This window comes from Martinezella sp. CNPSo 3890, assembly GCF_057784455.1.
The window spans coordinates 156,559-177,995 of sequence record NZ_JBXSOR010000007.1; the positions used below are offsets into that span (position 1 = coordinate 156,559).

General features: G+C 60.0%; 23 protein-coding genes. 8 read left to right on the top strand and 15 right to left on the bottom strand.

What is annotated here, in order from left to right; genetic code table 11:
- Window positions 1–33: 33 nt before the first annotated feature.
- Window positions 34–1,425, bottom strand: coding sequence for a leucyl aminopeptidase family protein (locus tag AC13RC_RS18395; protein WP_145323364.1), 1,392 nt, complete (start codon window positions 1,423–1,425; stop codon window positions 34–36).
- 148 nt (window positions 1,426–1,573) lie between these two features.
- Between AC13RC_RS18395 and AC13RC_RS18400 the strand changes: the two genes are divergently transcribed.
- A complete protein-coding gene (locus tag AC13RC_RS18400; protein WP_113330643.1) occupies window positions 1,574–2,404 on the top strand; it encodes a tetratricopeptide repeat protein in 831 nt (276 codons plus the stop codon).
- 92 nt (window positions 2,405–2,496) lie between these two features.
- Here AC13RC_RS18400 and AC13RC_RS18405 read toward each other — a convergent pair whose 3' ends face one another.
- From AC13RC_RS18405 to AC13RC_RS18450, 10 genes are all read right to left on the bottom strand, one after another.
- A complete protein-coding gene (locus tag AC13RC_RS18405; protein WP_145323362.1) occupies window positions 2,497–3,141 on the bottom strand; it encodes a LysE family translocator in 645 nt (214 codons plus the stop codon).
- A 72-nt stretch (window positions 3,142–3,213) separates the two neighbouring features.
- Window positions 3,214–4,191: a type II secretion system F family protein gene (locus tag AC13RC_RS18410; protein WP_113395862.1), complete on the bottom strand. Its 978-nt coding sequence runs from the start codon at window positions 4,189–4,191 to the stop codon at window positions 3,214–3,216.
- A 21-nt stretch (window positions 4,192–4,212) separates the two neighbouring features.
- Window positions 4,213–5,220: a type II secretion system F family protein gene (locus AC13RC_RS18415; protein WP_488558048.1), complete on the bottom strand. Its 1,008-nt coding sequence runs from the start codon at window positions 5,218–5,220 to the stop codon at window positions 4,213–4,215.
- Between the two features lie 8 nt (window positions 5,221–5,228).
- Entirely contained in the window at window positions 5,229–6,713 is a 1,485-nt protein-coding gene (locus AC13RC_RS18420) for a TadA family conjugal transfer-associated ATPase (RefSeq protein WP_488558049.1), read from the bottom strand.
- A gap of 77 nt (window positions 6,714–6,790) precedes the next feature.
- Window positions 6,791–8,062, bottom strand: a complete 1,272-nt coding sequence (locus tag AC13RC_RS18425; RefSeq protein WP_145323358.1) for a CpaE/TadZ family protein — start codon at window positions 8,060–8,062, stop codon at window positions 6,791–6,793.
- Between the two features lie 31 nt (window positions 8,063–8,093).
- Window positions 8,094–8,825, bottom strand: coding sequence for a CpaD family pilus assembly protein (locus AC13RC_RS18430; RefSeq protein WP_488558050.1), 732 nt, complete (start codon window positions 8,823–8,825; stop codon window positions 8,094–8,096).
- A 53-nt stretch (window positions 8,826–8,878) separates the two neighbouring features.
- Window positions 8,879–10,411, bottom strand: coding sequence for a type II and III secretion system protein family protein (locus AC13RC_RS18435; protein WP_113420607.1), 1,533 nt, complete (start codon window positions 10,409–10,411; stop codon window positions 8,879–8,881).
- A gap of 14 nt (window positions 10,412–10,425) precedes the next feature.
- Window positions 10,426–11,241 carry a Flp pilus assembly protein CpaB gene (gene cpaB, locus AC13RC_RS18440; RefSeq protein ID WP_113420608.1) on the bottom strand — a complete coding sequence of 272 codons (816 nt, stop codon included), beginning with the start codon at window positions 11,239–11,241 and terminating at the stop codon, window positions 10,426–10,428.
- 173 nt (window positions 11,242–11,414) lie between these two features.
- Window positions 11,415–11,918, bottom strand: a complete 504-nt coding sequence (locus AC13RC_RS18445) for an A24 family peptidase (protein WP_488558051.1) — start codon at window positions 11,916–11,918, stop codon at window positions 11,415–11,417.
- A gap of 88 nt (window positions 11,919–12,006) precedes the next feature.
- Complete coding sequence (locus AC13RC_RS18450; protein ID WP_112722889.1) at window positions 12,007–12,198, bottom strand: Flp family type IVb pilin; 192 nt, start codon at window positions 12,196–12,198, stop codon at window positions 12,007–12,009.
- A 403-nt stretch (window positions 12,199–12,601) separates the two neighbouring features.
- Between AC13RC_RS18450 and AC13RC_RS18455 the strand changes: the two genes are divergently transcribed.
- The 7 genes from AC13RC_RS18455 (at window position 12,602) to AC13RC_RS18485 (ending at window position 18,113) form a co-directional block, all read left to right on the top strand.
- Window positions 12,602–13,030: a pilus assembly protein N-terminal domain-containing protein gene (locus AC13RC_RS18455; protein ID WP_145323346.1), complete on the top strand. Its 429-nt coding sequence runs from the start codon at window positions 12,602–12,604 to the stop codon at window positions 13,028–13,030.
- Window positions 13,031–13,184: 154 nt separating this feature from the next.
- Entirely contained in the window at window positions 13,185–13,805 is a 621-nt protein-coding gene (locus AC13RC_RS18460; RefSeq protein WP_488558052.1) for a TadE/TadG family type IV pilus assembly protein, read from the top strand.
- Between the two features lie 14 nt (window positions 13,806–13,819).
- Complete coding sequence (locus tag AC13RC_RS18465) at window positions 13,820–14,392, top strand: TadE/TadG family type IV pilus assembly protein (protein ID WP_488558090.1); 573 nt, start codon at window positions 13,820–13,822, stop codon at window positions 14,390–14,392.
- Window positions 14,393–14,525: 133 nt separating this feature from the next.
- Window positions 14,526–15,746, top strand: a complete 1,221-nt coding sequence (locus AC13RC_RS18470) for a phosphopentomutase (RefSeq protein WP_488558053.1) — start codon at window positions 14,526–14,528, stop codon at window positions 15,744–15,746.
- Complete coding sequence (locus AC13RC_RS18475; protein WP_488558054.1) at window positions 15,743–16,711, top strand: adenosine deaminase; 969 nt, start codon at window positions 15,743–15,745, stop codon at window positions 16,709–16,711. Before AC13RC_RS18470 ends, AC13RC_RS18475 begins: the two co-directional genes overlap by 4 nt.
- 121 nt (window positions 16,712–16,832) lie before the next feature.
- Window positions 16,833–17,462 carry a uracil phosphoribosyltransferase gene (upp, locus tag AC13RC_RS18480; RefSeq protein ID WP_015338410.1) on the top strand — a complete coding sequence of 210 codons (630 nt, stop codon included), beginning with the start codon at window positions 16,833–16,835 and terminating at the stop codon, window positions 17,460–17,462.
- Between the two features lie 126 nt (window positions 17,463–17,588).
- On the top strand, window positions 17,589–18,113 hold the full coding sequence (locus AC13RC_RS18485; protein WP_488558055.1) for a TIGR02281 family clan AA aspartic protease: 525 nt from the start codon (window positions 17,589–17,591) through the stop codon (window positions 18,111–18,113).
- Window positions 18,114–18,160: 47 nt separating this feature from the next.
- Here AC13RC_RS18485 and deoA read toward each other — a convergent pair whose 3' ends face one another.
- From deoA to AC13RC_RS18505, 4 genes are read right to left on the bottom strand one after another with little or no spacing between them, the layout of a single operon-like run.
- Window positions 18,161–19,468, bottom strand: coding sequence for a thymidine phosphorylase (gene deoA, locus AC13RC_RS18490; protein ID WP_488558056.1), 1,308 nt, complete (start codon window positions 19,466–19,468; stop codon window positions 18,161–18,163).
- A 3-nt stretch (window positions 19,469–19,471) separates the two neighbouring features.
- Window positions 19,472–20,245, bottom strand: a complete 774-nt coding sequence (deoC, locus tag AC13RC_RS18495; protein ID WP_113330625.1) for a deoxyribose-phosphate aldolase — start codon at window positions 20,243–20,245, stop codon at window positions 19,472–19,474.
- Window positions 20,242–21,048, bottom strand: coding sequence for a purine-nucleoside phosphorylase (locus AC13RC_RS18500; RefSeq protein WP_488558057.1), 807 nt, complete (start codon window positions 21,046–21,048; stop codon window positions 20,242–20,244). The genes deoC and AC13RC_RS18500 overlap by 4 nt, the downstream gene beginning before the upstream one ends.
- Complete coding sequence (locus AC13RC_RS18505; RefSeq protein WP_183812515.1) at window positions 21,045–21,437, bottom strand: cytidine deaminase; 393 nt, start codon at window positions 21,435–21,437, stop codon at window positions 21,045–21,047. The genes AC13RC_RS18500 and AC13RC_RS18505 overlap by 4 nt, the downstream gene beginning before the upstream one ends.

Here is a 21,437-nt window from a genome sequence, read left to right on the forward strand (position 1 = left end):
GGACAGAGAAGCTCGCCTACCTGCAGCGACGGCCTACCGCACACTCTGCCTGATATGATGATACAGAGCCCGGATCGCCTGTGCCTCGCCGCCGCCGGGGGAATGCGGGCGTTCGCTCGGCGCCCAGCCGAAAATATCGAAATGCACCCAGCTCGGCGTCTTTGTCACGAAGCGCTTGAGGAACAGGGCAGCCGTAATGGAGCCGGCCATGCCGCCTGATGGAGCATTGGTGATATCGGCGAATTTGGTCCGGATATCCTTGTCGTAGCCCATATAGAGCGGCATCCGCCACAGCGGGTCATCCGTCTCCAGGCTCGCCTCGGTCAGATCGCTGGCAAGTTCGCTATCGTCGGTGAAGAAGGGCGGCAGGTCGGGGCCGAGCGCAACGCGGGCTGCACCTGTCAGCGTCGCCATATCGATCATCAGGTCGGGCGCGTCTTCGTCGGCATAAGCCAGCGCATCGGCGAGGATCAGCCGGCCCTCGGCATCCGTATTGTCGATCTGCACGGTCAGGCCCTTGCGGCTCCTGTAAATATCGCCAGGACGGAAGGCGTTGGATGAAATCGAGTTCTCGACGACCGGAATGATGACGCGAAGATCGACCTTGAGCTTGGCGTCCATGATCATCAGCGCCAGCCCCATGACGTTGGCGGCACCACCCATGTCCTTCTTCATCAGCAGCATGGAGGATGCCGGCTTGATATCGAGGCCACCGGTGTCGAAGCACACGCCCTTGCCGACCAGGGTGATGCGGCGATGACCCTTCTTGCCCCAGCGCAGTTCCAGAAGGCGTGGTGCATCGGCGCTAGCGCGACCGACCGTGTGCACGAGAGGGAAATTCTCCTTCAGGAGATCATCGCCGATGATGACGGACATGTCTGCCTTGTAGTGCTCGGCAAGCGCGCGGAAGGCGGCTTCGAGCTGTTCCGGACCCATGTCGTTGGTCGGCGTGTTGATGAGATCGCGGGCAAGGAAGACACCGGCGAGCTGGCGCTTGATATCGGCGGCATCGGCATCGCGCGGGATCATCAGCGTCGGCATCGCGGCTTTTTCCGACTTATAGCGGTCGAAGCGATAGCTGCCGAGGCCGAAGCCAAGCGAGAGCCGGTTCGCCGTCAGCGGCGCCGTCTCGATATGCCAGTCGCCGGCCGGCAGGCTGCGCGCCAGCTTGCCCGTGAGGAAGGGTTGTTCGGACGGGTTGGAGCCGAGGCCGAAGAGAGCGCCGCCCAGATGCCCTTCCGCGGTCGGGATCAGCAGCAACGAACCGCTCTCTGCCTTGTAACCCGCCTTGCGTGCCCAATCGAGCGCGATGGGATCGATGGTGCCGGTCTCGATATGCGCCGGGGTAACGGCAAAGATCGGCAGGGTCGCGCCACCCTTCGAATTGAAGGGCGTCGCGCGCTCGATGAATTGAAAGGGGGCCATGACTATCCTTTGGCGGTGACTGAGAAGAATCAAGAGTTAACTGTCTGTTAGGGTTAACAGATTATTGCTGGAGCGAACATTGCGCCGAACCTTTCCCTGTTCCGATTCTAGGCCGGGCGCAAGTATAAGGAATTCAGGGATACGCGACATGCCCGCCGTCTCAGCTACGTCTTCATTCAGAACCTTTCTTTTCCGCGGAGCTTCGGCAGCGCTTCTGGCGCTCGCGCTCGCAAGCTGCTCGACGACCGGAAAAGACCGGATGACGACGGGCTCGATTCCGAAGACGTCGCAGCCCCTCGATACGATGAACAGCACCGATCTCGCGCAGGCGACCGCGACGTTCGGCAAGGCCTACGACGCCAATCCCAAAGATCGCGATGCAGGCGTCAACTACGCCAACGCCTTGCGCATGAGCGGCCGCAACGACCAGGCGCTTGCGGTCATGCAGCAGGTGGCAATCGCCAATCCGACCGACCGCGGCGTGCTGGCCGCCTACGGCAAGGCACAGGCGGCAGCAGGGCAGCTCGACGAAGCGCTCTCGACCATTGACCGCGCACAGCTGCCGGACCGGCCGGACTGGCGGCTGGTTTCCGCGCAGGGCGCCATTCTCGATCAGCTCGGACGTTCCAGCGATGCACGGGCCAAATATCGGGATGCGCTGGTGCTCGCCCCCAACGAGCCGACGGTCCTTTCCAATCTTGGTATGTCCTACGTGCTGACCGGCGATCTCAAGAATGCGGAAAACTATCTCCGCACGGCCGTCGCCCAGCCGGGCGCCGACAGCCGCGTGCGGCAGAATCTGGCGCTCGTCGTCGGCCTGCAGGGCCGCTTTGCTGAAGCCGAACAAATCGCTCGCCAGGAACTGACGCCGCAGCAGGCAAACGCCAATGTCGCCTATCTGCGCGGCATGCTGGCACAGCAGAACTCCTGGCAGAAGCTTGCCGCCAGTGGCGATAACAGGAAAGTAGCCCAGCAATAGAGCGGGAGAGCCGAAACAGCTTCCCTACCCAACTTTCGAAAACGGCACTCGTTAGCGGAGCGGTTGAGGCGCACGCCCGGTAGCCGTAGGCCTTAACGCCAGATGTGGCGCGGCAACCCCTCGGCGACAAGCCGCGCGCCGAGGGCGCCCATCACAACGCCGGCCACCCGATCTATCCATAGTTTCGCACCGAGATAGATGGCGCGCGGCCGGTTCGACGAAAAGGCCAGCGTTACCACCGTGTACCAGCCCACCTCGACAAGGAAGACTGCGGGCGGAACCGTAAACAGCAGCCAGGGAGCCGGAGCCGCCGGCAGAAGTGCGGCAAAGATACTGCCGTAGAAAATGGCTGTCTTCGGATTGCTGAGCTGCGTGCCGAGCGCAAAGAGGAAATTGCGCATCACACCGCCTGCCGCCGGCGTCGTTGGTGCATCGATGGGAAGATCGTCCGCGGCGCTGCGCCAGATGCGGATGCCAACATAGATCAGATAGAGGCCACCGGCGACTTTTAGCGCCAGATATAGCCATTCGACTTTCATCAGCAATGCGCTCAAGCCGAAGAGGGCCAAGGTCGCGAAAATGACGCTGCCCGTTCCCATGCCGAAGGCCGCGGCAAGACCTGCCTTGCGTGAGCGGGAAACAGCGATGCGCGAAACGAGCACGAAGCTTGGGCCGGGGCTCACCGCTCCGATGAAGACTGCCGCGACGACGCTGAAAAATATTGCCAAGGATGACATGCGAGACCTCCCAATATGGGCGACATTGCATGGAAGATAACCATGCCCGCATGCCGCGAGCAAGTCAGCGGCTCAGAATTTGTCCATTGCCTGAATGATCGCCGGGCCGAGAATGACCGCCATCAAGACCGGCAGGAAGAAGACGATCATCGGTACAGTGAGCTTCGGCGGCAGTGCGGCCGCTTTCTTTTCCGCCTCGTTCATGCGCTCGTCGCGGCCTTCCTGCGCCATGACACGCAAGGCCTGCGAGAGCGGCGTACCATAGCGTTCCGCCTGGATGAGCGCCTGCGTGACCGATTTGACGAGCTCGATCTGGGTGCGGGCGGCGAGATTGTCGAAAGCGGTGCGGCGATCCTGGAGGAAGGAAAGCTCGGCCGTGGTCAGAACCATTTCCTCGGCGAGTGCCGGGGACTGCTCGGCCATTTCCTCGGACACGCGATGCATGCCGGCTTCGATTGAAATGCCAGACTCCACGCAGATCAGCATCAGGTCGAGCGCATCCGGCCAAGCGCGCTTGATCGATTTCTGGCGCTTGGTCACCAGATTGGAGATATAGATGTTCGGCGCGTAGAAGCCCAGATAGGCGAAGCCGATGACGCCAAGCAGCCGGATCGGCAGGGGCTTCGCGGCAAACCAGCCGAGAACGAAGACGATGACGATCGCAATTGCCAGAAAAAGGAAGGGCAGCAGGAATCGCGCCACCAGGAACATGTTGAGCGCATTTTCAGAACGCAGGCCGGCAGACCGCAAGCGATTAACGGTATTGGCATCGACAAGCGCATTGCGCAGGTTGAACCGCTCGACGATCTGTCTGACGTTTCGATTGTTGTGGCTGCGCAGCGATGCCTTGCCGCCCTCTGCGCTCAGCCGTGCGCGTTCACGGGCGCGAATCTGTTCGCGCTCTGTCGACACGGCCTTCATGCGCTTGCTGAGATCGCCACGCTCCAGCAGCGGTATGGCGATCGTGTAGAAGGTCGCGAAGACGGCGATGGCAACCACAACGGCAAGAAGGGTGCCAGGATCGGTCAAATTGGCTGCCAGATCGGACATGGGCGACGCGGCTCCTTCCGCTCAGATCTCGAAATTGACCATGTTGCGCATGATGAAGATGCCGAGCGACATCCAGATGCCGGCTCCAAGCAAGATCAGATGGCCGCGCGGATCGATGAACAGGATCATCATGTATTGCGGCGATGTCAGATAGACGAGCAGCATCACGATGAAGGGCAGAGCGCCGATGATGACGGCGGATGCCTTGGCCTCCATCGACAATGCCTTGACCTTCGCCTTCATTTTCTTGCGTTCGCGCAGCACCTTCGAGAGGTTGCCCAGGGCTTCCGACAGGTTGCCGCCCGCCTGCGCCTGAATGGCGATGACGATCGAGAAGAAATTTACTTCCTGCAGCGGCATATGGTTCGCGATGCGGGCGCAGGCGTCCGACATGCTAAGACCGACCTGCTGCGCCTCGACCACCCGCCGAAACTCCGTCTTGACAGGCTCTCGCGCCTCGCCAGCCACCAGCCGCACTGCATCGTTGAGCGGCAGGCCCGAGCGAAGCGAGCGCGTGATGAGGTCAAGCGAGTTCGGAAACTCTTCGAGGAACTTGCTTTGCCGGCGCTTGATGAGAAAGCCGATGACCCAGCGCGGCAGGCCGAAGGCAGACGCAAAGAACATTCCCAAAATGACAAGAGGCGGCGCGCCGACGATGAAAAAGACCAGCATGACGAAAAGACCGAAGAGCACGCTGAAGATGTAGAAGCGCGACGGCGTCAACGACAGGCCGGCCTGCGCCAGACGCGCCTTGAGCGACTGCTTCTTCTTCGTATTTTCGCTCTGTCGCCGCTCCAGGTCCTTGAGTGTGTCCTGCACCGACTTGCGCCGCTTGGACATTTCCTGGACGCGATCGCGCGCAGCCTTGACCTTGACGCGATCGGTCTCAGCCTGCTTGACCCGGTTGACCCGGCTATCGGCCTTTTTCTGTGTCTCGATCCGTGAATAGAGAATGCCGTAGCAGACCGCGGCGGCGGAGACCGCCGTCAGCAGGACAATCAGCAGCACTATCGGATCGATACCAAACATCGCGAGCCCTATTGCGCCTTCTGTTCCATCTCATCGAGGGCGGCTGCCAGACGCCGCTCCTCGTTATAATAGCGAGCACGATCCCAGAAATGCGGCTTGCCGATACCGGTGGAGACGTGCCGCCCGATGATCCGGCCGTTCGCATCCTCGCCCTCGATTTCGTAGCGCATCAAATCCTGGGTAATGATCACATCCCCTTCCATGCCGATCACCTCGGTGATCTGGGTGATGCGGCGCGAACCGTCACGCAGGCGGGCAGCCTGGATGACGACGTCGACGGAGCTGGATATGATCTCACGGACGGTCTTGGCCGGCAGGCTGAAGCCACCCATGGCGATCATCGATTCCATGCGGCTCAGGCATTCGCGCGGCGTATTGGCGTGGATCGTGCCCATGGAGCCGTCGTGACCCGTGTTCATCGCCTGCAGCAGGTCGAAGACCTCGGGTCCGCGCACTTCGCCGACGATGATGCGTTCGGGGCGCATACGCAGGCAGTTCTTGACGAGATCGCGCATGGTGATCTCACCCTCGCCCTCGATGTTGGGCGGACGGGTTTCGAGGCGCACCACGTGCGGCTGCTGCAATTGCAGTTCGGCGGTGTCTTCGCAGGTGATGACGCGTTCGTCTCGATCGATATAGTTGGTCAGGCAGTTCAGAAGCGTCGTCTTGCCCGAGCCCGTACCGCCTGAAATGACGACGTTGCAGCGCACGCGGCCGATGATCTGCAAAAGCGTCGCGCCCTCCGGCGTGATGGCGCCGAAGCGGACGAGCTGCTCGAGCGTCAGCTTGTCCTTCTTGAACTTACGAATGGTGAGTGCAGGACCGTCGATCGCCAGCGGTGGGGCGATGACGTTGACGCGCGAACCATCGGGCAGGCGCGCATCGCAGATGGGGCTCGATTCATCGACGCGGCGGCCGACCTGGCTGACGATGCGCTGGCAAATGGATAGAAGCTGGGAATTGTCGCGGAAGCGGATTTCGGATTCGACGGTCTTGCCGCCAACTTCGATGAAGGTCTGGCCGGCGCCGTTGACCATGATGTCGGCGATGTCGTCGCGGGCGAGCAGCGGCTCCAGCGGGCCATAGCCGAGTACATCGTTGCAGATGTCCTCGAGCAATTCCTCCTGCTCGGAGATCGACATCGCGAAATTCTTGATGGTGATGATATCGTTGACGATATCGCGGATTTCCTCACGCGCCGCCTCGTTACCGAGCTTGGAGAGCTGCGAGAGATCGATCGTATCGATCAGCGCGGAGAAGACCTGCGATTTCGTATCGTAATATTCTTCGGTATGCGCCACGCGACGCCGGCTAGGCGTCTGCATCGGCGGCGGAGCGACCTGCTGACGTGGCTGCGCGGCATCACGAGACGGCTCTATGAGCACAGCCGGCGCCGTTGGCCCGCCAGCGGGAGCGGGTGCACGCGCCGGTGCCGGCGGAGGCATTGCGCCGCCGCTCTTTGCAGGACCTTCACTTCCGCGCTTGCCAAACATGTCTTCGATCCAATTCTACTGCTGCTGCATGGCTTTCACGAAAGATTGATTTTCGGAATCCATGCGAAATCATAGGGTTACTTCCGCTTTAAAAGGCCAAGCAAACCGCCCTTTCTTGCCTTCTTCAACGCAACACGCCCGGTGACGATGTGCGATATCTGCGAGAAAGTTTCCGCAATCGGCGACTTGGGATCAGTCTCGGAGATCATCTGCCCGCTGTTGGCGGCATTGCCGAACAGGTTGATGTCAAAGGGTATGATGGCGATCGGGTCGGTCTCTAGCGGCGCGCAGAATTCCGAAGGATTGATCTCCGGGCGCTTCGGCATGCCGACCTGATTGAGAATGAGGTGCGGCGCCTTATCGTTCGGCCGCAGCTTGCGCAGAGCGTCGATCAGGTTCTTGGCGTTGCGCAGATTGGCAAGATCGGGTGCGGCACAGATGACGACCTCGTCTACCGCACCAAGCACCGAACGCGTCCATTCCGTCCAGACATGCGGCACGTCGAGAACCGCCACCGGCGCGCTGCGCTGGAGAACGTCGAGCACCGGCAGGAATGCCTGCCCTTCGAAATCATAGGCGCGGTCCAGCATCGAGGGCGCGGCGAGCAGCGACAGATGCTGCGAGCATTTGGTCAGGAGCCGGTCGAGAAAGACCTCGTCGAGGCGTTCCGGCGCATAGACGGCCTCGGCTATCCCCTGAGCCGGGTCCTGGTCAAAATCGATATTGGCGGTGCCGTAGGGCAGATCGAGATCGGCGAGAATGGTTTCGGTCGAGAAGAGGCTGGAGATGCCGAAGGCGCAATTATGGGCGATGGTGGATGCGCCCACCCCACCCTTGGCACCGATGAAGGCAATGCTGCGGCCGAGCGGTTCGGCATCGGGGTCGATGAAGATCGATGCCACCGCCGTCATCAGATCGATCATATCGGTCGGCTGTACGATATATTCTGAGATACCGTTGCGGATGAGTTCGCGGTAAAGACCGATGTCGTTGTGATAGCCGACGATGATGACCTTGGTGCTCGGATCGCAGACGGCGGCGAGCGGCTCGAGTTCCGCCAGGAGGCCGCGTGGGTTGGCGCGCGTCTCCAGAATGATCAGGTTCGGGGTCGGCGCCGAGGCGAACATGTTCGCCGCAGCCGCCACACCGCCGCTGGTGATGCGCAGGCTAACCTTGGACATGCGCCGATCGTTGGCGCACTGATCCATCACCTGCTGCAGCTGCTCGCTTTCGCAAAAAGCATGTATGGAAATACGCGGCAGCGGCCGCAGATTGTCGAGATTGCCCGAGCGCGAAGCTTCCTCCGCTTCCGGGGCAGTCGAGCCGATATCATATTCGATGGCGTTCATGATTTCATCCCGTTGCGCCAGCCTCTTGCGTTCAATTTCCGCTACCGAAGCCGCCGACCGTCGCCGTGCTGGTCGGGGTTGAGCCGCTGCGATAATCGCTGATGACCTTGCTGCGCTGATCGGCATCGATCGGTGTCATCGCGCGCGGCGAAATCAAATCGGTCGGATTGGCGATCTGCGCTGCCAGATTGTGCTGGGTCGCACAGCCGAAATTATAATAGTTCTGATTGTCGAATGCGTTGTCGGAAAGATCGTCCGGCCACTGGCCGCACGCATTGGTGGCCGCCGTCGTTGCGGTAAAGCGCAGGCGGATCGGCGCAGCATCGCCCGGGCCGCCCGTCGGGTAATAGCTGTTGACGATTCGCGCCGACGGAATACCGTTCGTGACCAGCTCCCGACGGATTTGTGAGTTGAGCGCCGATGCGGCGAAGGCATTTGGCGATTGCCGCGGCGACAGGATTTCCACCGTGCCGCTTGCATGGGCGCGATAATCCTGAACGAAACCGCGAACCGTATCGCGCATGCCTGTTGTCAGGTGCCGGTCACTGGCCGCGACCGGTATATCAACGCTATGCTCCTTTTCGGTGAGCACGATGGGATGCCGTTGGCGATAGTCATCCCTGATGGCGCTCGTCGTCATGCCATCTGGGGAGCCCGCGCAACTGCTGACGGCCGATATCAGCGCCAATGTCGGGAGGATCAGCATCGATCTTGAAAAACGAGGCCGGGCACCGCCGAGTGTATTGCGTTCGAGGCTGGCCATCTCTTGCTCTTTCGTTGACCTCGTTGAAAAGGCTGGCGTCATGGTCCCGCTCCTCACTTGTAGATGAAACCGACTGTGCCGTGGAAATCGGCATCGGCGACCGGCGGACCATCCTTGCGGCCGTAGATCTTGTTGACACGGTTCATGAAGAAGACACCGGCATCGTTCGTCGGAGAAAAATTGTCGTCGGGGCGAGCAAGCTTGTCGCGCGCTACGGGGCGCACGAGATAGGGTGTCGCGATAATCACAAGCTCGCTCTCATCCCGCTGGAAGCTCTTCTGACGGAACAGGGCACCCAGGATCGGAATCTTCGAGGCACCCGGCGTTCCCGAGGTCGTCTGCTGCACGTTATCGCTCAGCAAGCCGGCAAGAGCGATCGATCCCCCGGATGGCAGCTCGACCGAAGTATTGGCGGCCCGTTGGTTGTAGGTCGGGGTGGATGACGATGCGACCGGTTCCGAGACCTGGGTCTGCACATGCAGGCTGATGCGGCCACCGGCCAGGACCACAGGCGTGAAGGCCAGCGTGATACCATAGGTATAGGGCGTAATCGTCGTGTTGCCGTCCTTGTCGGTCGTGGAATAGAGCGTCTGACCACCGGAATTGAAGGTAGCAGCCTGTCCGGAAATGGCGGTCAATGTCGGCTCCGCCAAGGTGCGCACGGCACCTGCCTGTTCGAGAGCATTCAGATAGGTGCTGATATTGTATTTGCCGAGCGCATATTTGAAGAGTGTCGAGATACCACCCGCGCCGGTAGCGTTTGTGGGATCGCCGTTTACTCCCAGGAAATTCGTGGTTCCGCTGTTTCCGATATTGCCGAGTTGAGCGACGCCCAGGCCGGAGGAATTGCTGACCAGGTTGTCGAAACCAATCTGCTTCAGGACGCTGCGCTTGATTTCGGCGACGGTCACCTTGAGCGTCACCTGATCCTCGCCTTCGATCTGCAGCATGTTGACGATCTGCGAGGTCTGCCGCCCTTCGGCGAAAATGGCGACTGCATTGTTGTCGCCGCTGCCGGAGGCAGTCTGGTTTCGTGTCGTCGCTTCGCCTCCCTTGAGGAAGGCTTGGGCGAGCTGCTGTGCGCGGATCGAATCCTGCGGCGTGCGCACGATGCCGGTGAGGACGATGTTGTCGGAGATGATCTCGACGTTGATATCGGAGTCCGGGATGAAGCGCTTGATATTATCCTGCAGGCCAGCAATATCGCGCTCGATCTGGAGATCGAGGCTGACGATCTCCTTGCCGTCGGCGCCGAAGATGAAGATGTTGGTCTGACCGACCGTCTTGCCGAAAAGGTAGATGCGGCGCGAGGTCCGCGTCACCGCATCGGCCATCTTGGGATCGGAGACAAGGATGTCATGGGCGTCGGCGGGCAGATCGACGACAAGCGCCTTGTTGAGACCAAGCTTCAAAGTGCGCTTGGTGCCGAGGCCGGCTATTGTGACGATACTGTCCGAGCCGCCTGCAAAAGCTGTGGGCGTGCGCAGAAAGGCCGGAACATCTGCCAAGGGCAGGCCGGCAAAGGCAACCGAGAAGGAGAGGCTTACGGCAAGGGGGAGGCTGGCTTTCTTGCTTGTCTTTAACATGGTCTCGCCCCTTCTCATTGCGGTTTCGGCCCGCTGGGGCCGTCGGTCACGATCGCTCCCGATTTGATGACCTGGATCATGCTGCCGCCATTGTCCCCGGCCAGCAGATAATCGGCGGCCGTCGTATCGGGTTGCTGCGCGTCGGCAACGGAGCGCAGTGCCAGCGTCAGGCGATCGGCCATCTGATGCGCGACCGCCAGGACCTTCGTCTGGTCCGGCGTCAGCTCCAGCGTCGCGGTTGCCCCAACGACGGCTTTGCTTCCGTCCTGCTTTTCCTCGATCTGCTGATCGACCGCCAAAACGCGAACGTTGCTGAGCACGGTTTCGGTGACGAGCTGCTGCTGCGAACCCTTGCGCACCATGATGACATCGACGCGGTCATTCGGAAGGATGAAACCGCCTGCGCCGGTGGCGACGGAAATCTCGGTGGCGACGGCGCGCTTGCCCGCCGGCAGCAATGAGGAAAGGATACGGCTGCTGGAATCGGCGACCTTTTCCTCGCGGATCGGCTCGCCCTCGAATATCGGCAGGCGAACAACGGCACCGGTCAGATCTTTCAGCGCATTAGGGCGCTCGCGTTCGGTGATGAGACCTTTGACGATGCCGCTTTCCGGCCAAGGCATCCAATGGATCGATTGCTCGTTCAGACGCGAACCGACGGGCAGATTGGCACCGGCAACGAGGACATTGATCGTCGCCTCCTTCTCCACCACCGCCGCAATCTGCTGGGGAACGATATCGCGCGAACCAGCCAGGCGCATCGCGAGCAGACCGGCCATCCCGGCCGCGACGGCTGCCACTGCGAGTATCATTATGCGAGCGGGTTTCATGGTCATTCCTTGAGGAACAGGATTCTTCGCCCTGCAGAATGACCGATAATTGGTGTAATTATGGTTAATGGCTGGTTACATTTATTGTTATTTAACCATGATTACTTGGTGTATATTAGGCCTCGCTTGCAAAAAGATCGCCTATACTCCCCCCATTAAGGTTCAAAGCACTTTTAAGTCGCTGCCGCCAGAAGAACCGCCGAGGAGGGGAAAGCAAGCATCCCGCCAATCGCGATGGCGATTCCGTAAGGGATTTTTTTGGCACCCGTCAATGAATGCGGCAAGGGTAAGCCCATAGCCATGATGGTAATGGCCTGCGATCTCAGCATGATGACCAAAACAGTGACTGCGCCGCCAATGAACGCGACGTACACCAAGAATTGGACGAGAGAAGAATCGAACCCGAACCACAGCGCAGCCGCCGCGAGCAGCTTCGCATCGCCGCCGCCCATGATGTTCAATGCGAACAGCGTAAAGCAGGCAAAGAACACAACGCCCGCTCCGGCAAGATGCATGGCGATTTCCGCAAACGACAATCCCAAAACGGGCGCCAATACCAAGAACGAGATTGCGAGCGCTAAAGATACGCGATTTGGGATCGTCATGGTCAGCAGATCAGAGATCGCTGCGATCGACATGCAGAGCGGAAAGATCAATAATACCGCAGCCTCTAGCATGCCAAATCCTCTCTACATGCGCAATATCGGAAACCGCTCATTTCATTGAGCGATTTCCGAAAAATATTAAGCCTCTGAGGCGAATATTTTACTTGGTACCAATGCCGGCGCCAGAGTGGTTCATCTGGTCAGAAATGTTCTTGAAAGTCGTGCTGAGCGTGCCGCCCAGCGTCGTTGCACCGGTGATGATGGCGACGGAGATCAGGGCGGCGATCAGGCCATATTCAATTGCGGTCGCGCCGGATTCATCCTTCAGGAAACGCGAAAAAAGCTTGGACATAAGTTTAACTCCACTTTGTTGACAGCACGTCCGCCAACTGTTGCCGTTGATCGGATGAGTTGCACGGTAGCTTCCCGCCGTTTCCATCGCTTTAAAGAATTAGGTTAATGTGCAGTAAATACAAAAGCGAAAATAGAATAGTTAATGTGACTTGCATGTTCTTCTGTGCGTTTTTAAAGAAAATCTTCAGCCAAATAGAAATTATTAGATGTATGAATATTAGTACGATATACGATTCGTCTCGAATTAATACACGATCTGCGGAAGAAGGCGACGAGGAGGGTCCGCATGGGACATCTGCGCCATAATTACATGACAGAAGGCGAGCTTAATCGTTCATTCACCATTCTTTCTCATTCTATCGGGAAATTCTTTTCACTATCGCTTTCCAAGAGGCCAAGCCATGCCAATCGGCGGCAGAACAGCATTCCTTGCCGGCATTGTCGCCATGGCCGGCATGATGCCGCAGCTTTCCCACGCTGCCGGGGAAAGCATGCTGCGCGTCTATATGGATCACGCGCGCGTACTGAAGCTGGATCGCCCTGTCAGCAAGGTCATCGTCGGCAATTCGCAAGTCGCCGATGCAACGGTGGCCGATCCGAAAACCATCGTACTGACCGGCCGCAGCTTCGGGACGACGAATATCATCCTGCTCGATACCGACGGCAATGCCATCGTGGACGAGCAGATCCTGGTATCGATCGACGAAGGCAATACGGTCCGTGTCTTCCGCCAGACGGATCGCGCCGTGCTGTCGTGCACGCCCAATTGCGAGCAGCATGCCCAACAAAACAATACGACGACGACGCCAACGGCTGCAGCCGGACAATAGAAACATTCGATAACGCAAATATTCTAAAGTACTTTCAAAGAATTGAGCAGCAAACGATAATCCTTGTTTCCTCTAAATATGAAGAGAGAAGAGAAACGGATTATCAAGAAAGCAATTCTAGTGTCGTCCGCGTGTAAATCGCCGCGGACTTCCCATGACGCCAGATAATACCCCTCACGCCAATACAGGCCGCGCACGTCGCAGTGCCCGAAGCAGCTTGCGTGAATTCGTGCGTTCTCGGGACGGGACAGCAGCGATCGAATTTGCCTTGCTTGCGATCCCCTATTTTCTGATCGTCTTTGCCATTATCGAGACCTTCGTCGCCTTTACCGCGGAGCAAGTCGTCTCAAACGCCGTCGATACTCTGTCGCGCCAGATCCGGACGGGACAGATTACGGCAGCCAATACAACTTCGCAGCAGTTCCGACAGGCATTCTGCAATCAGATTTCCGTGCTCATTACCTGCTCCTCCACCGAAGTACAGACGCCGGCAAACCTCTATCTCGATGTGGAGAGCTATTCGAGTTTTGCGTCCATGCCGACGACGATCCCCCGCAAGTCGTCGACCGATCCTTATTCCGATCTCAGCACCACCGGATTCACTTTTACACCCGGCGGCGCCAAGTCGCTGAACATGGTGCGCGCCTATTATCGCTGGCAGATCATAATGGATCTGCTGCGCCCCTATCTTACCAACGTGCATCCAACCGACGGCTCGGCGTCGGTCTACCTCATCGTCGCAACCGCAGCCTTCCAGAACGAGAATTATCCGTGAGCGGCCTCAAGAGCATGATCGGGAAAGAAAGTACGCGCTTTGGCGTACTGAGACGCTTCGCTCGCGACAAAGATGGCGTCGGCGCGATCGAATTCGCCATTCTTTTTCCCGTATTGCTGATGCTCTATCTCGGTGCCTTCGAGCTTACCGTTGGCCTCAATGCCTCCAAGCGCGCCAGCCGCTCGGCGGGATCGATCGCCGATATCGTCTCGCAGCAGCCGTCGGTCACCAAGTCCGTGCTTGCGGGTATGCCTTCCGTTGCCGGCGCGATCTTCGCGCCCTATAGCACGACGGGCCTGACGCTGAAGATCACCGGCATTGCGATCGACACGGCCGGCAATGCGACGGTCGCCTGGTCCTGGGCGCAGGACGGAACCAGGCCATATACACCAGGCTCGACGGTCACGGTGCCGGCCAACATGAACCAGGCGAGCACATTCCTCGTCCGTAGCGAGCTTGCCCTGCCCTATCAGCTCCTCAGCTTCGGTGCCAATTTCCTGCCAAGCGGCACAAACCAAATCACCATCAGCCGGCAATATTACTACCGGCAGCGCGTCGGCACTTCGATCAGCTGCAGCGACTGTTGAAGGCCCGACGGCCAAAACCGCGCCCGAAGTGCCGCTTCCAAACGGAAAATTGCCAAGTCGATGCCTCCGTTATATGGGTGACGTCCAATAACCCGGAAGACCTGCCGGGTGACGGCATTCTATCGGGTGATCTATGGCGCGCGCCTTTCTCTTCGTTCTGGATTCTTTCGGTGTAGGCGGCGGCCCGGATGCGGCAAGCTATGGTGACGAGGGCGCCGATACGCTTGGCCATATCGCCGAGTTCTGCGCCGCTGGCGCGGCTGATCGCGAAGGCCTGCGTCAGGGTCCATTGACATTGCCGATCATGTCCGGCCTCGGCCTGCTGGAGATCGCCAAGGCGGCGACGGGCAATTATCCCGCCGGCATGCCTCTGCCGGAAAAACTCTACGGCCTTTATGGCTGCGCCAATGAAGTTTCTCGCGGCAAGGATACACCATCCGGTCATTGGGAGATCGCCGGTACGCCGGTCATGTTCGACTGGGGTTACTTTCCGGCAGAGGGCGATGCCTTTCCGCCGGAGCTGGTGAAGGCCATCTGCGAAGCCGCCGATCTGCCAGGGATTCTCGGCAATTGCCATGCATCCGGCACGGATATCATCGCCAAGCTTGGCGAAGAGCACATACGTAGCGGCAAGCCGATCTGCTACACCTCGTCGGACTCCGTCTTCCAGATTGCAGCACACGAACAGCATTTCGGGCTCGATCGGCTGATCGGCCTCTGCAAGATCGTGCGCACCCTGCTCGATTCTCACAATATCGGCCGCGTCATTGCCCGCCCCTTCGTCGGCGAGACCGCAGCGACCTTCGAGCGGACCGGAAACCGCCGCGATTTCTCTGTGCTGCCGCCTGAGCCGACGCTGCTCGATCGTCTCGTCAAGGCAGAGCGCACGGTGCATGCCGTCGGCAAGATCGGCGATATCTTCGCCCATCAGGGCATTTCCAGGGTCATCAAGGCCAATGGCAACATGGCGCTGATGGATGCGACATTGAAGGCCATGGATGAAGCTGAGGATGGCGATCTGGTCTTCACCAATTTCGTCGATTTCGACATGGTCTATGGTCACCGCCGCGACGTGCCGGGTTATGCCGCAGCACTCGAGGCGTTCGACGCGCGGCTGCCTGAAGTGCACAAGAAGCTGAAGGCGGGCGATCTCGTCATCCTGACCGCCGATCACGGCTGCGATCCGACGTGGCGCGGGACCGATCACACACGCGAGCGCGTGCCCGTCATGGCTTACGGGCCAGGCATTCGCTCACGCGCCATCGGCGTCCGCCAGACCTATGCCGATATCGGCGAGACGGTTGCGAAACATCTGGGAATAGCGGCAGGGCCGCACGGGAGGAGCTTCCTTTGACATCGCATTTGAAGAAAGTGGAACTGCATTGCCATCTGGAAGGCGCAGCTCCACCGGCATTGACGCTCGCACAAGCAGAGAAATACGGGGTCGACACCAGCGCCTTCCTCAAGGACGGTGTTTACCTCTGGAAGGATTTTGCCGAATTCCTCCTCTGCTACGACAAGGTTTCAGAAGTCTATCGCACCGAGGAAGACTATGCGCTGCTGACGGAAACCTATCTGGAAGAGCTGGCCGGCATTGGCACGATCTATAGCGAGCTCATCGTTTCGCCCGATCATGGCGATCGTATCGGCCTCGGCGCCGACGCCTATATGGCAGGCGTTTCCGCCGGCATCCGTGCCGCCAAGGCAAAGACCGGCATCGAGGCTCGGCTGATCGTAACCGGCGAACGCCATTTCGGCCCGGATCGCGTGGTGAAGGCGGCGGAATATGCCGCCAAGAGCGACAATCCGCTGATAACAGGCTTCAACATGGCCGGCGAGGAGCGCATGGGCCGCGTCGCCGATTACGCCCGCGCCTTCGATATAGCCCGCGAGGCGGGACTTGGCATAACCATCCATGCCGGCGAAGTCTGCGGCGCTTTTAGCGTCGCCGACGCGGTGGATCTGGTGCGCCCCCAGCGTATCGGCCATGGCGTGCGCGCCATCGAGGATATGGATCTCGTCAAGCGCCTTGCCGATCTCGGCACCGTGCTGGAAGTCTGCCCCGGCTCCAACGTTGCACTCAACGTCTTCCCGGACTTCCAATCGCACCCACTGCGCAGGCTGCGTGACGCCGGCGTGAAGGTGACGATAAGCTCCGATGATCCGCCCTTCTTCCACACATCGCTGAAGCGCGAATACGAGCTGGCGTCGTCAGCCTTCGGTTTTAGCGACGACGAGATCGATGCCATGACCCGCACGGCGATCGAAGCGGCGTTCGTGGACGAGGTGACACGGGCGACGCTGCTGGCGAAGCTCTAAATGCACCGTTAAGGCCCCATATTGGGGATGAAATCTCCAAAAGTGGCCTATTTTCTTGCACCAGAGGCGATTTCCGTGGAAGAACCATCTCATATCACGGAATTACTGGAAGGCTGAAACCATGGACGGCGTCACTGTCATCGATCACCCGCTTGTGCAGCACAAGCTCACAATCATGCGCAAGAAGGACACGTCGACGGGAAGCTTCCGCCGGCTGCTGCGCGAGATTTCGACGCTGCTCTGTTACGAAGTGACGCGCGACCTCGAACTGACGATCGAGACCATCGAGACGCCACTGCAGCCAATGGATGCGCCGATCCTCGAGGGCAAGAAGCTGGTCTTCGCCTCGATCCTGCGCGCCGGCAACGGTCTGCTCGAAGGCATGCTCGATCTCGTGCCTTCAGCCCGCGTCTCGCATATCGGCGTCTACCGCGATCACGAAACGCTGCAGCCGGTCGAATATTACTTCAAGGCGCCGGAGGACATCTCCGAGCGTCTGATCATCGTCGTCGATCCGATGCTGGCAACAGGCAATTCCTCTATTGCCGCGATCGAGAAGCTGAAGGAGCGCGGTGCCCACAATATCCGCTTCCTGTGCCTGCTGGCGGCTCCCGAAGGCATCGCCAATTTCCGCAAGGCGCATCCGGATGTGCCGGTCTTCACGGCCGCCATCGACAGCCATCTGAACGAGAAGGGCTATATCGTGCCCGGTCTCGGCGATGCCGGCGACCGCATGTACGGAACGAAGTAAAACCGCTCTAATACTTTTTAGGAAGCCCAGCAGTTATACAACTGCTGGGCTTTTTATTGATTGCATTAGCGTCCTTTCAGCACACTTGGCCTATAGATGGCATGGCCCGCAGGAGGGGCCTTGCCGATGCTCGTTCGTATTCTTGCCTTTGCCGGTGTCATCGCCGTTGCGGCAACCCAGGTGCCGATGCTGGTAAGTAGCTATAGCGAACATGCCGCGAAACCCGCACCGGTCGAAGCGGTTTCGCTTGCTCCACCGAAGGCGGAAGCTCCCGTTTCCTATGGCAGCGTTCAGTTGCGCGCCAATGCGGGCGGTCACTATGAAGGCGATTTCACCATCAACGGCCGCGCCGTGCACGGGATGATCGATACCGGCGCGACCTATGTGGCAATGAACGAGAGCACGGCGCGCAGCCTCGGCTTCAGCGGCGTCGATCTCGACTATCGCTACACGGTCCAGACTGCGAATGGCGCTTCCAAAGTCGCCTACATCAAACTCGACCGTCTGGAAATCGGCACGATCCGCGTTCGCGATGTCGATGCCGTGGTGGCGAAGGACAGTGCGCTCGGTACGACGCTGATCGGCATGAGCTTCATGAAGAAGCTGAACTCTTTCGGGGTTCAGAACGGCAATTTGCTGCTGAAGCAGTAAGACAATCGACTTCATGGGCGCCGCTTACGCCAATCTGGCTGCGTCCGTCAGATCATGCCGAGGATGACGGGCGACAAAGCCGGCGACGTCTCCACGAGGCGATAGTTGGCCGAAAGATCGGCCACTGCCTTCTCCGCGCTTGCCTCGTCCGCCGCGTGTACGGTGGCGATGCGGTCACCTTTGCTCACCTTCGTACCGAGCGGCAGGATGTCGCTAAAGCCGACGCGATGATCGATCCTGTCCTGCGGACGACGGCGACCGCCGCCGAGATCGATGACGCTCATGCCGATCCCGCGCGCATCGCAGGCGCCAAGCCAGCCATCGGCGGCAGCCAGAACCGGCTTCTGCACCGGTGCGCTCACCAGATAGCGCTCCGGACGCTCAAGCAGATCGACCGGACCGCCAAGGCCATGCACCATGCGGCCGAATATCTCTGCCGCCTTGCCGGATGCCAAAGCCTCGCGCGCCCTGCCCTCCGCTTCGGCAACGTTCGCGGCAATGCCGGCCTGAACGAGCATTTCGGATGCGAAGGCTAGCACGACCGTTTCGAGCCGCATGCCTGCCTTGTTGCCCTTCAGGAAATCCAGACAGTTACGAAGCTCGACCACGTTGCCGGCCGCATCGGCCAAAGGCTGGTTCATGTCAGTGATCAGAGCCGAAGTCTTGACCCCACCGCCATTCGCCACCTCCACCAGCGAACGCGCCAGCGTCTCCGCTTCCTCAAGCGAAGTCATGAAGGCGCCGCTGCCGATCTTGACGTCGAGCACCAGCGTTTCCAACCCGGCCGCCAGTTTCTTCGACAGGATGGACGCGGTAATCAATGGTACGGAATCGACGGTCGCAGTGACATCGCGCACCGCATAGAGTTTGCCGTCCGCGGGGGCCAGCGCGCCGGTCTGGCCGATGATGGCACAGCCGACTTCTTCGACTACCTTGCGGAAACGGGCCGCATCCGGCGTGATCCCGTAGCCGGGGATGGATTCCAGCTTGTCGAGCGTGCCGCCAGTATGGCCGAGACCGCGGCCGGAAATCATCGGCACGGCGAGGCCGCAGGCGGCCGCAATGGGCGCCAGCATCAGCGAGACATTGTCGCCAACGCCACCGGTTGAATGCTTATCTGCGATCGGCCTGCCGATATGTTTCCAGGAGAGCATATCGCCGGAGCGGGCCATGGCCAGCGTCAGCGCCACCGTCTCCTCGCGCGTCATGCCGCGAAACCAGACGGCCATGGCAAAGGCGCCGATCTGGCTTTCCGCCAGTTCGCCACGCCCCAATGCGCCGATAAACGCATCGATATCGGCGGCCGAGAGGGTGGCGCCGTTACGCTTCCGGCGGATGATCTCCTGCGGGATCATGGATCAGTAGCCTGACGATGCCGTCTTGGACTCGCCGCCGGCCAGCACGTTCAGAATATCGTCGAGCAGGCTCGATGCACCGAAGCGGAAGGTCGACGGCATGGCCCAATCTGGTGCCATGATGGTCTCGGCAAGGCTCAGATAAAGCGCCGCATCGGAAACGGAGCCGATGCCGCCGGCAGGCTTGAAGCCGACCTTGCGACCGCTGGCGCGGATGGCCCGCAGCATGATGTCGGCAGCCTCGAGCGTCGCGTTGACAGCAACCTTGCCGGTGGACGTCTTGATGAAATCGGAGCCGGCGTCGATCGCAAGTTCCGACGCGCGCCGGATCAGCGCGGTATCCTTGATTTCGCCGGTTTCGAGGATGGTCTTCAAAAGCACCGGGCCTTTGCATTCTGCCCGCACGGCGGCGACCATATCGGTGACGGCCTGTTCATTGCCGGCCAGGAAGGCACGATAAGGAATGACCAGATCGATCTCGTCGGCGCCATCGGCAATCGCTTCGCGCGCTTCGGCGGCCACATCGGCCACCTCCATATCGCCGCCGGGGAAATTCACCACGGTCGCGATCTTCACGGCATGATCGGTGCCGAGAATGCCGCGCGCCTGCGCGACGAAGCGCGGCCAGATGCAGATGGCCGCCGTATTGCCATAGGGCGATTGCGCGCGGGCGCACAGCGCTTCGATCTGAGCCGGCGTGCAATCATCCTTCAGATTGGTCAGGTCGAGAAGGGAAAGCGCAACGGCTGCCGTTTCTCTCAGGGAATGGCCCGTCATTCTGGATCTCCTTCATCCGCGATCATTTCTTTCAGGATGGCGGCAAGGCGTGCGCCGCCGACCGGAGCCATGTCTTTCGTCTCTTCATGCGAGAGTTCTCCGCCGGTCATGCCAGCACCATAGTTAGTGATGACGGAGGCAGCGGCAACCCTTAGACCGAAAAGACGCGCCAAGATGACTTCCGGCACCGTCGACATGCCGACGGCATCGGCGCCAAGGATGCGCGCCATGCGGATCTCTGCCGGCGTTTCGAAGCTCGGGCCGGAAAACCACATATAGACGCCGTGCGAAAGCTTGATCTCGGCCTTTTCCGCCGCCTTGCGCATGCGCATGATGAGGTCGGTATCATAGGCGCTCGTCATCCCGACGAAGCGCCTGTCGCTCTCCTCGCCGATCAGCGGGTTCATGCCGGAATAATTGATGTGATCGGTGATCTGCATCACCGATCCCGGCGGCATCTCTTCCCGCAGCGATCCGGCCGAGTTCGTCAGGATCAGCGTGTCGACGCCAAGCGCCTTCAGGGTTTCGATCGGCTCGCGCATGGCATTGGCGTCGCCCTTTTCGTAATAATGCACTCTGCCGGAGAGCATGATGACCGAGACTTCGCCGAGCTTGCCTGCAACCAGCGTACCGGCATGGCCTGAAACGGCGCTGACCGGGAAGCCGGGCAGGTCGGCATAGGGGATGCGCAGCGCGTCCTTGACCTCATCCACGAGGGAGCCGAGGCCGGAGCCCAGGATGATGCCATAGCGCGGCTTCAATTCGCCGAGCTTCTCGGTGAGGATATCGACGGCCGCGCTCATCCGAGCACCTCCGTTTCGAAGCTGAAGGGCAGCATCTCATCCATGGTCATGGTCTTCCTCACGCCGGTTTCGTCGCAAAGATAGATGCGCGTCTCCTTGCTGGCAAATTCGGCAATCTTTTGCCGGCAGCCGCCGCAAGGCGGGCAGAGCGGCAGTTTCTCGGCGATGACGGCAATCTCGACGATTTTCTTGGCACCGCCCATGATCATCTGGCCGATCGCCGTCGGTTCGGCACACCAGCCCTGCGGGAAGGAGAGATTTTCGATATTGGCGCCGATATAGATCTTGCCGTCCTCGGCGCGGATCGCCGCGCCGACCGGGAATTTCGAATAGGGAGCATGCGCGAAAGCCATCGCGCCGCGCGCGGCCTCGAACAGATCATGCGACAT

Coding starts and splice junctions, on each gene's coding strand:
- AC13RC_RS18405 (WP_145323362.1), bottom strand. CDS start 3,141: ATGTCATCCTTGGCAATATTTTTCAGCGTCGTCGCGGCAGTCTTCATC.
- AC13RC_RS18505 (WP_183812515.1), bottom strand. CDS start 21,437: ATGTCGCATGATCTGTTCGAGGCCGCGCGCGGCGCGATGGCTTTCGCG.
- AC13RC_RS18410 (WP_113395862.1), bottom strand. CDS start 4,191: ATGTCCGATCTGGCAGCCAATTTGACCGATCCTGGCACCCTTCTTGCC.
- AC13RC_RS18465 (WP_488558090.1), top strand. CDS start 13,820: ATGATCGGGAAAGAAAGTACGCGCTTTGGCGTACTGAGACGCTTCGCT.
- AC13RC_RS18420 (WP_488558049.1), bottom strand. CDS start 6,713: ATGTTTGGCAAGCGCGGAAGTGAAGGTCCTGCAAAGAGCGGCGGCGCA.
- upp (WP_015338410.1), top strand. CDS start 16,833: ATGGACGGCGTCACTGTCATCGATCACCCGCTTGTGCAGCACAAGCTC.
- AC13RC_RS18450 (WP_112722889.1), bottom strand. CDS start 12,198: ATGTCCAAGCTTTTTTCGCGTTTCCTGAAGGATGAATCCGGCGCGACC.
- AC13RC_RS18470 (WP_488558053.1), top strand. CDS start 14,526: ATGGCGCGCGCCTTTCTCTTCGTTCTGGATTCTTTCGGTGTAGGCGGC.
- AC13RC_RS18400 (WP_113330643.1), top strand. CDS start 1,574: ATGCCCGCCGTCTCAGCTACGTCTTCATTCAGAACCTTTCTTTTCCGC.
- cpaB (WP_113420608.1), bottom strand. CDS start 11,241: ATGAAACCCGCTCGCATAATGATACTCGCAGTGGCAGCCGTCGCGGCC.
- AC13RC_RS18430 (WP_488558050.1), bottom strand. CDS start 8,825: ATGGCCAGCCTCGAACGCAATACACTCGGCGGTGCCCGGCCTCGTTTT.
- AC13RC_RS18445 (WP_488558051.1), bottom strand. CDS start 11,918: ATGCTAGAGGCTGCGGTATTATTGATCTTTCCGCTCTGCATGTCGATC.
- AC13RC_RS18435 (WP_113420607.1), bottom strand. CDS start 10,411: ATGTTAAAGACAAGCAAGAAAGCCAGCCTCCCCCTTGCCGTAAGCCTC.
- AC13RC_RS18460 (WP_488558052.1), top strand. CDS start 13,185: ATGACGCCAGATAATACCCCTCACGCCAATACAGGCCGCGCACGTCGC.
- AC13RC_RS18455 (WP_145323346.1), top strand. CDS start 12,602: ATGCCAATCGGCGGCAGAACAGCATTCCTTGCCGGCATTGTCGCCATG.
- AC13RC_RS18395 (WP_145323364.1), bottom strand. CDS start 1,425: ATGGCCCCCTTTCAATTCATCGAGCGCGCGACGCCCTTCAATTCGAAG.
- deoC (WP_113330625.1), bottom strand. CDS start 20,245: ATGACGGGCCATTCCCTGAGAGAAACGGCAGCCGTTGCGCTTTCCCTT.
- AC13RC_RS18485 (WP_488558055.1), top strand. CDS start 17,589: ATGCTCGTTCGTATTCTTGCCTTTGCCGGTGTCATCGCCGTTGCGGCA.
- deoA (WP_488558056.1), bottom strand. CDS start 19,468: ATGATCCCGCAGGAGATCATCCGCCGGAAGCGTAACGGCGCCACCCTC.
- AC13RC_RS18415 (WP_488558048.1), bottom strand. CDS start 5,220: ATGTTTGGTATCGATCCGATAGTGCTGCTGATTGTCCTGCTGACGGCG.
- AC13RC_RS18500 (WP_488558057.1), bottom strand. CDS start 21,048: ATGAGCGCGGCCGTCGATATCCTCACCGAGAAGCTCGGCGAATTGAAG.
- AC13RC_RS18425 (WP_145323358.1), bottom strand. CDS start 8,062: ATGAACGCCATCGAATATGATATCGGCTCGACTGCCCCGGAAGCGGAG.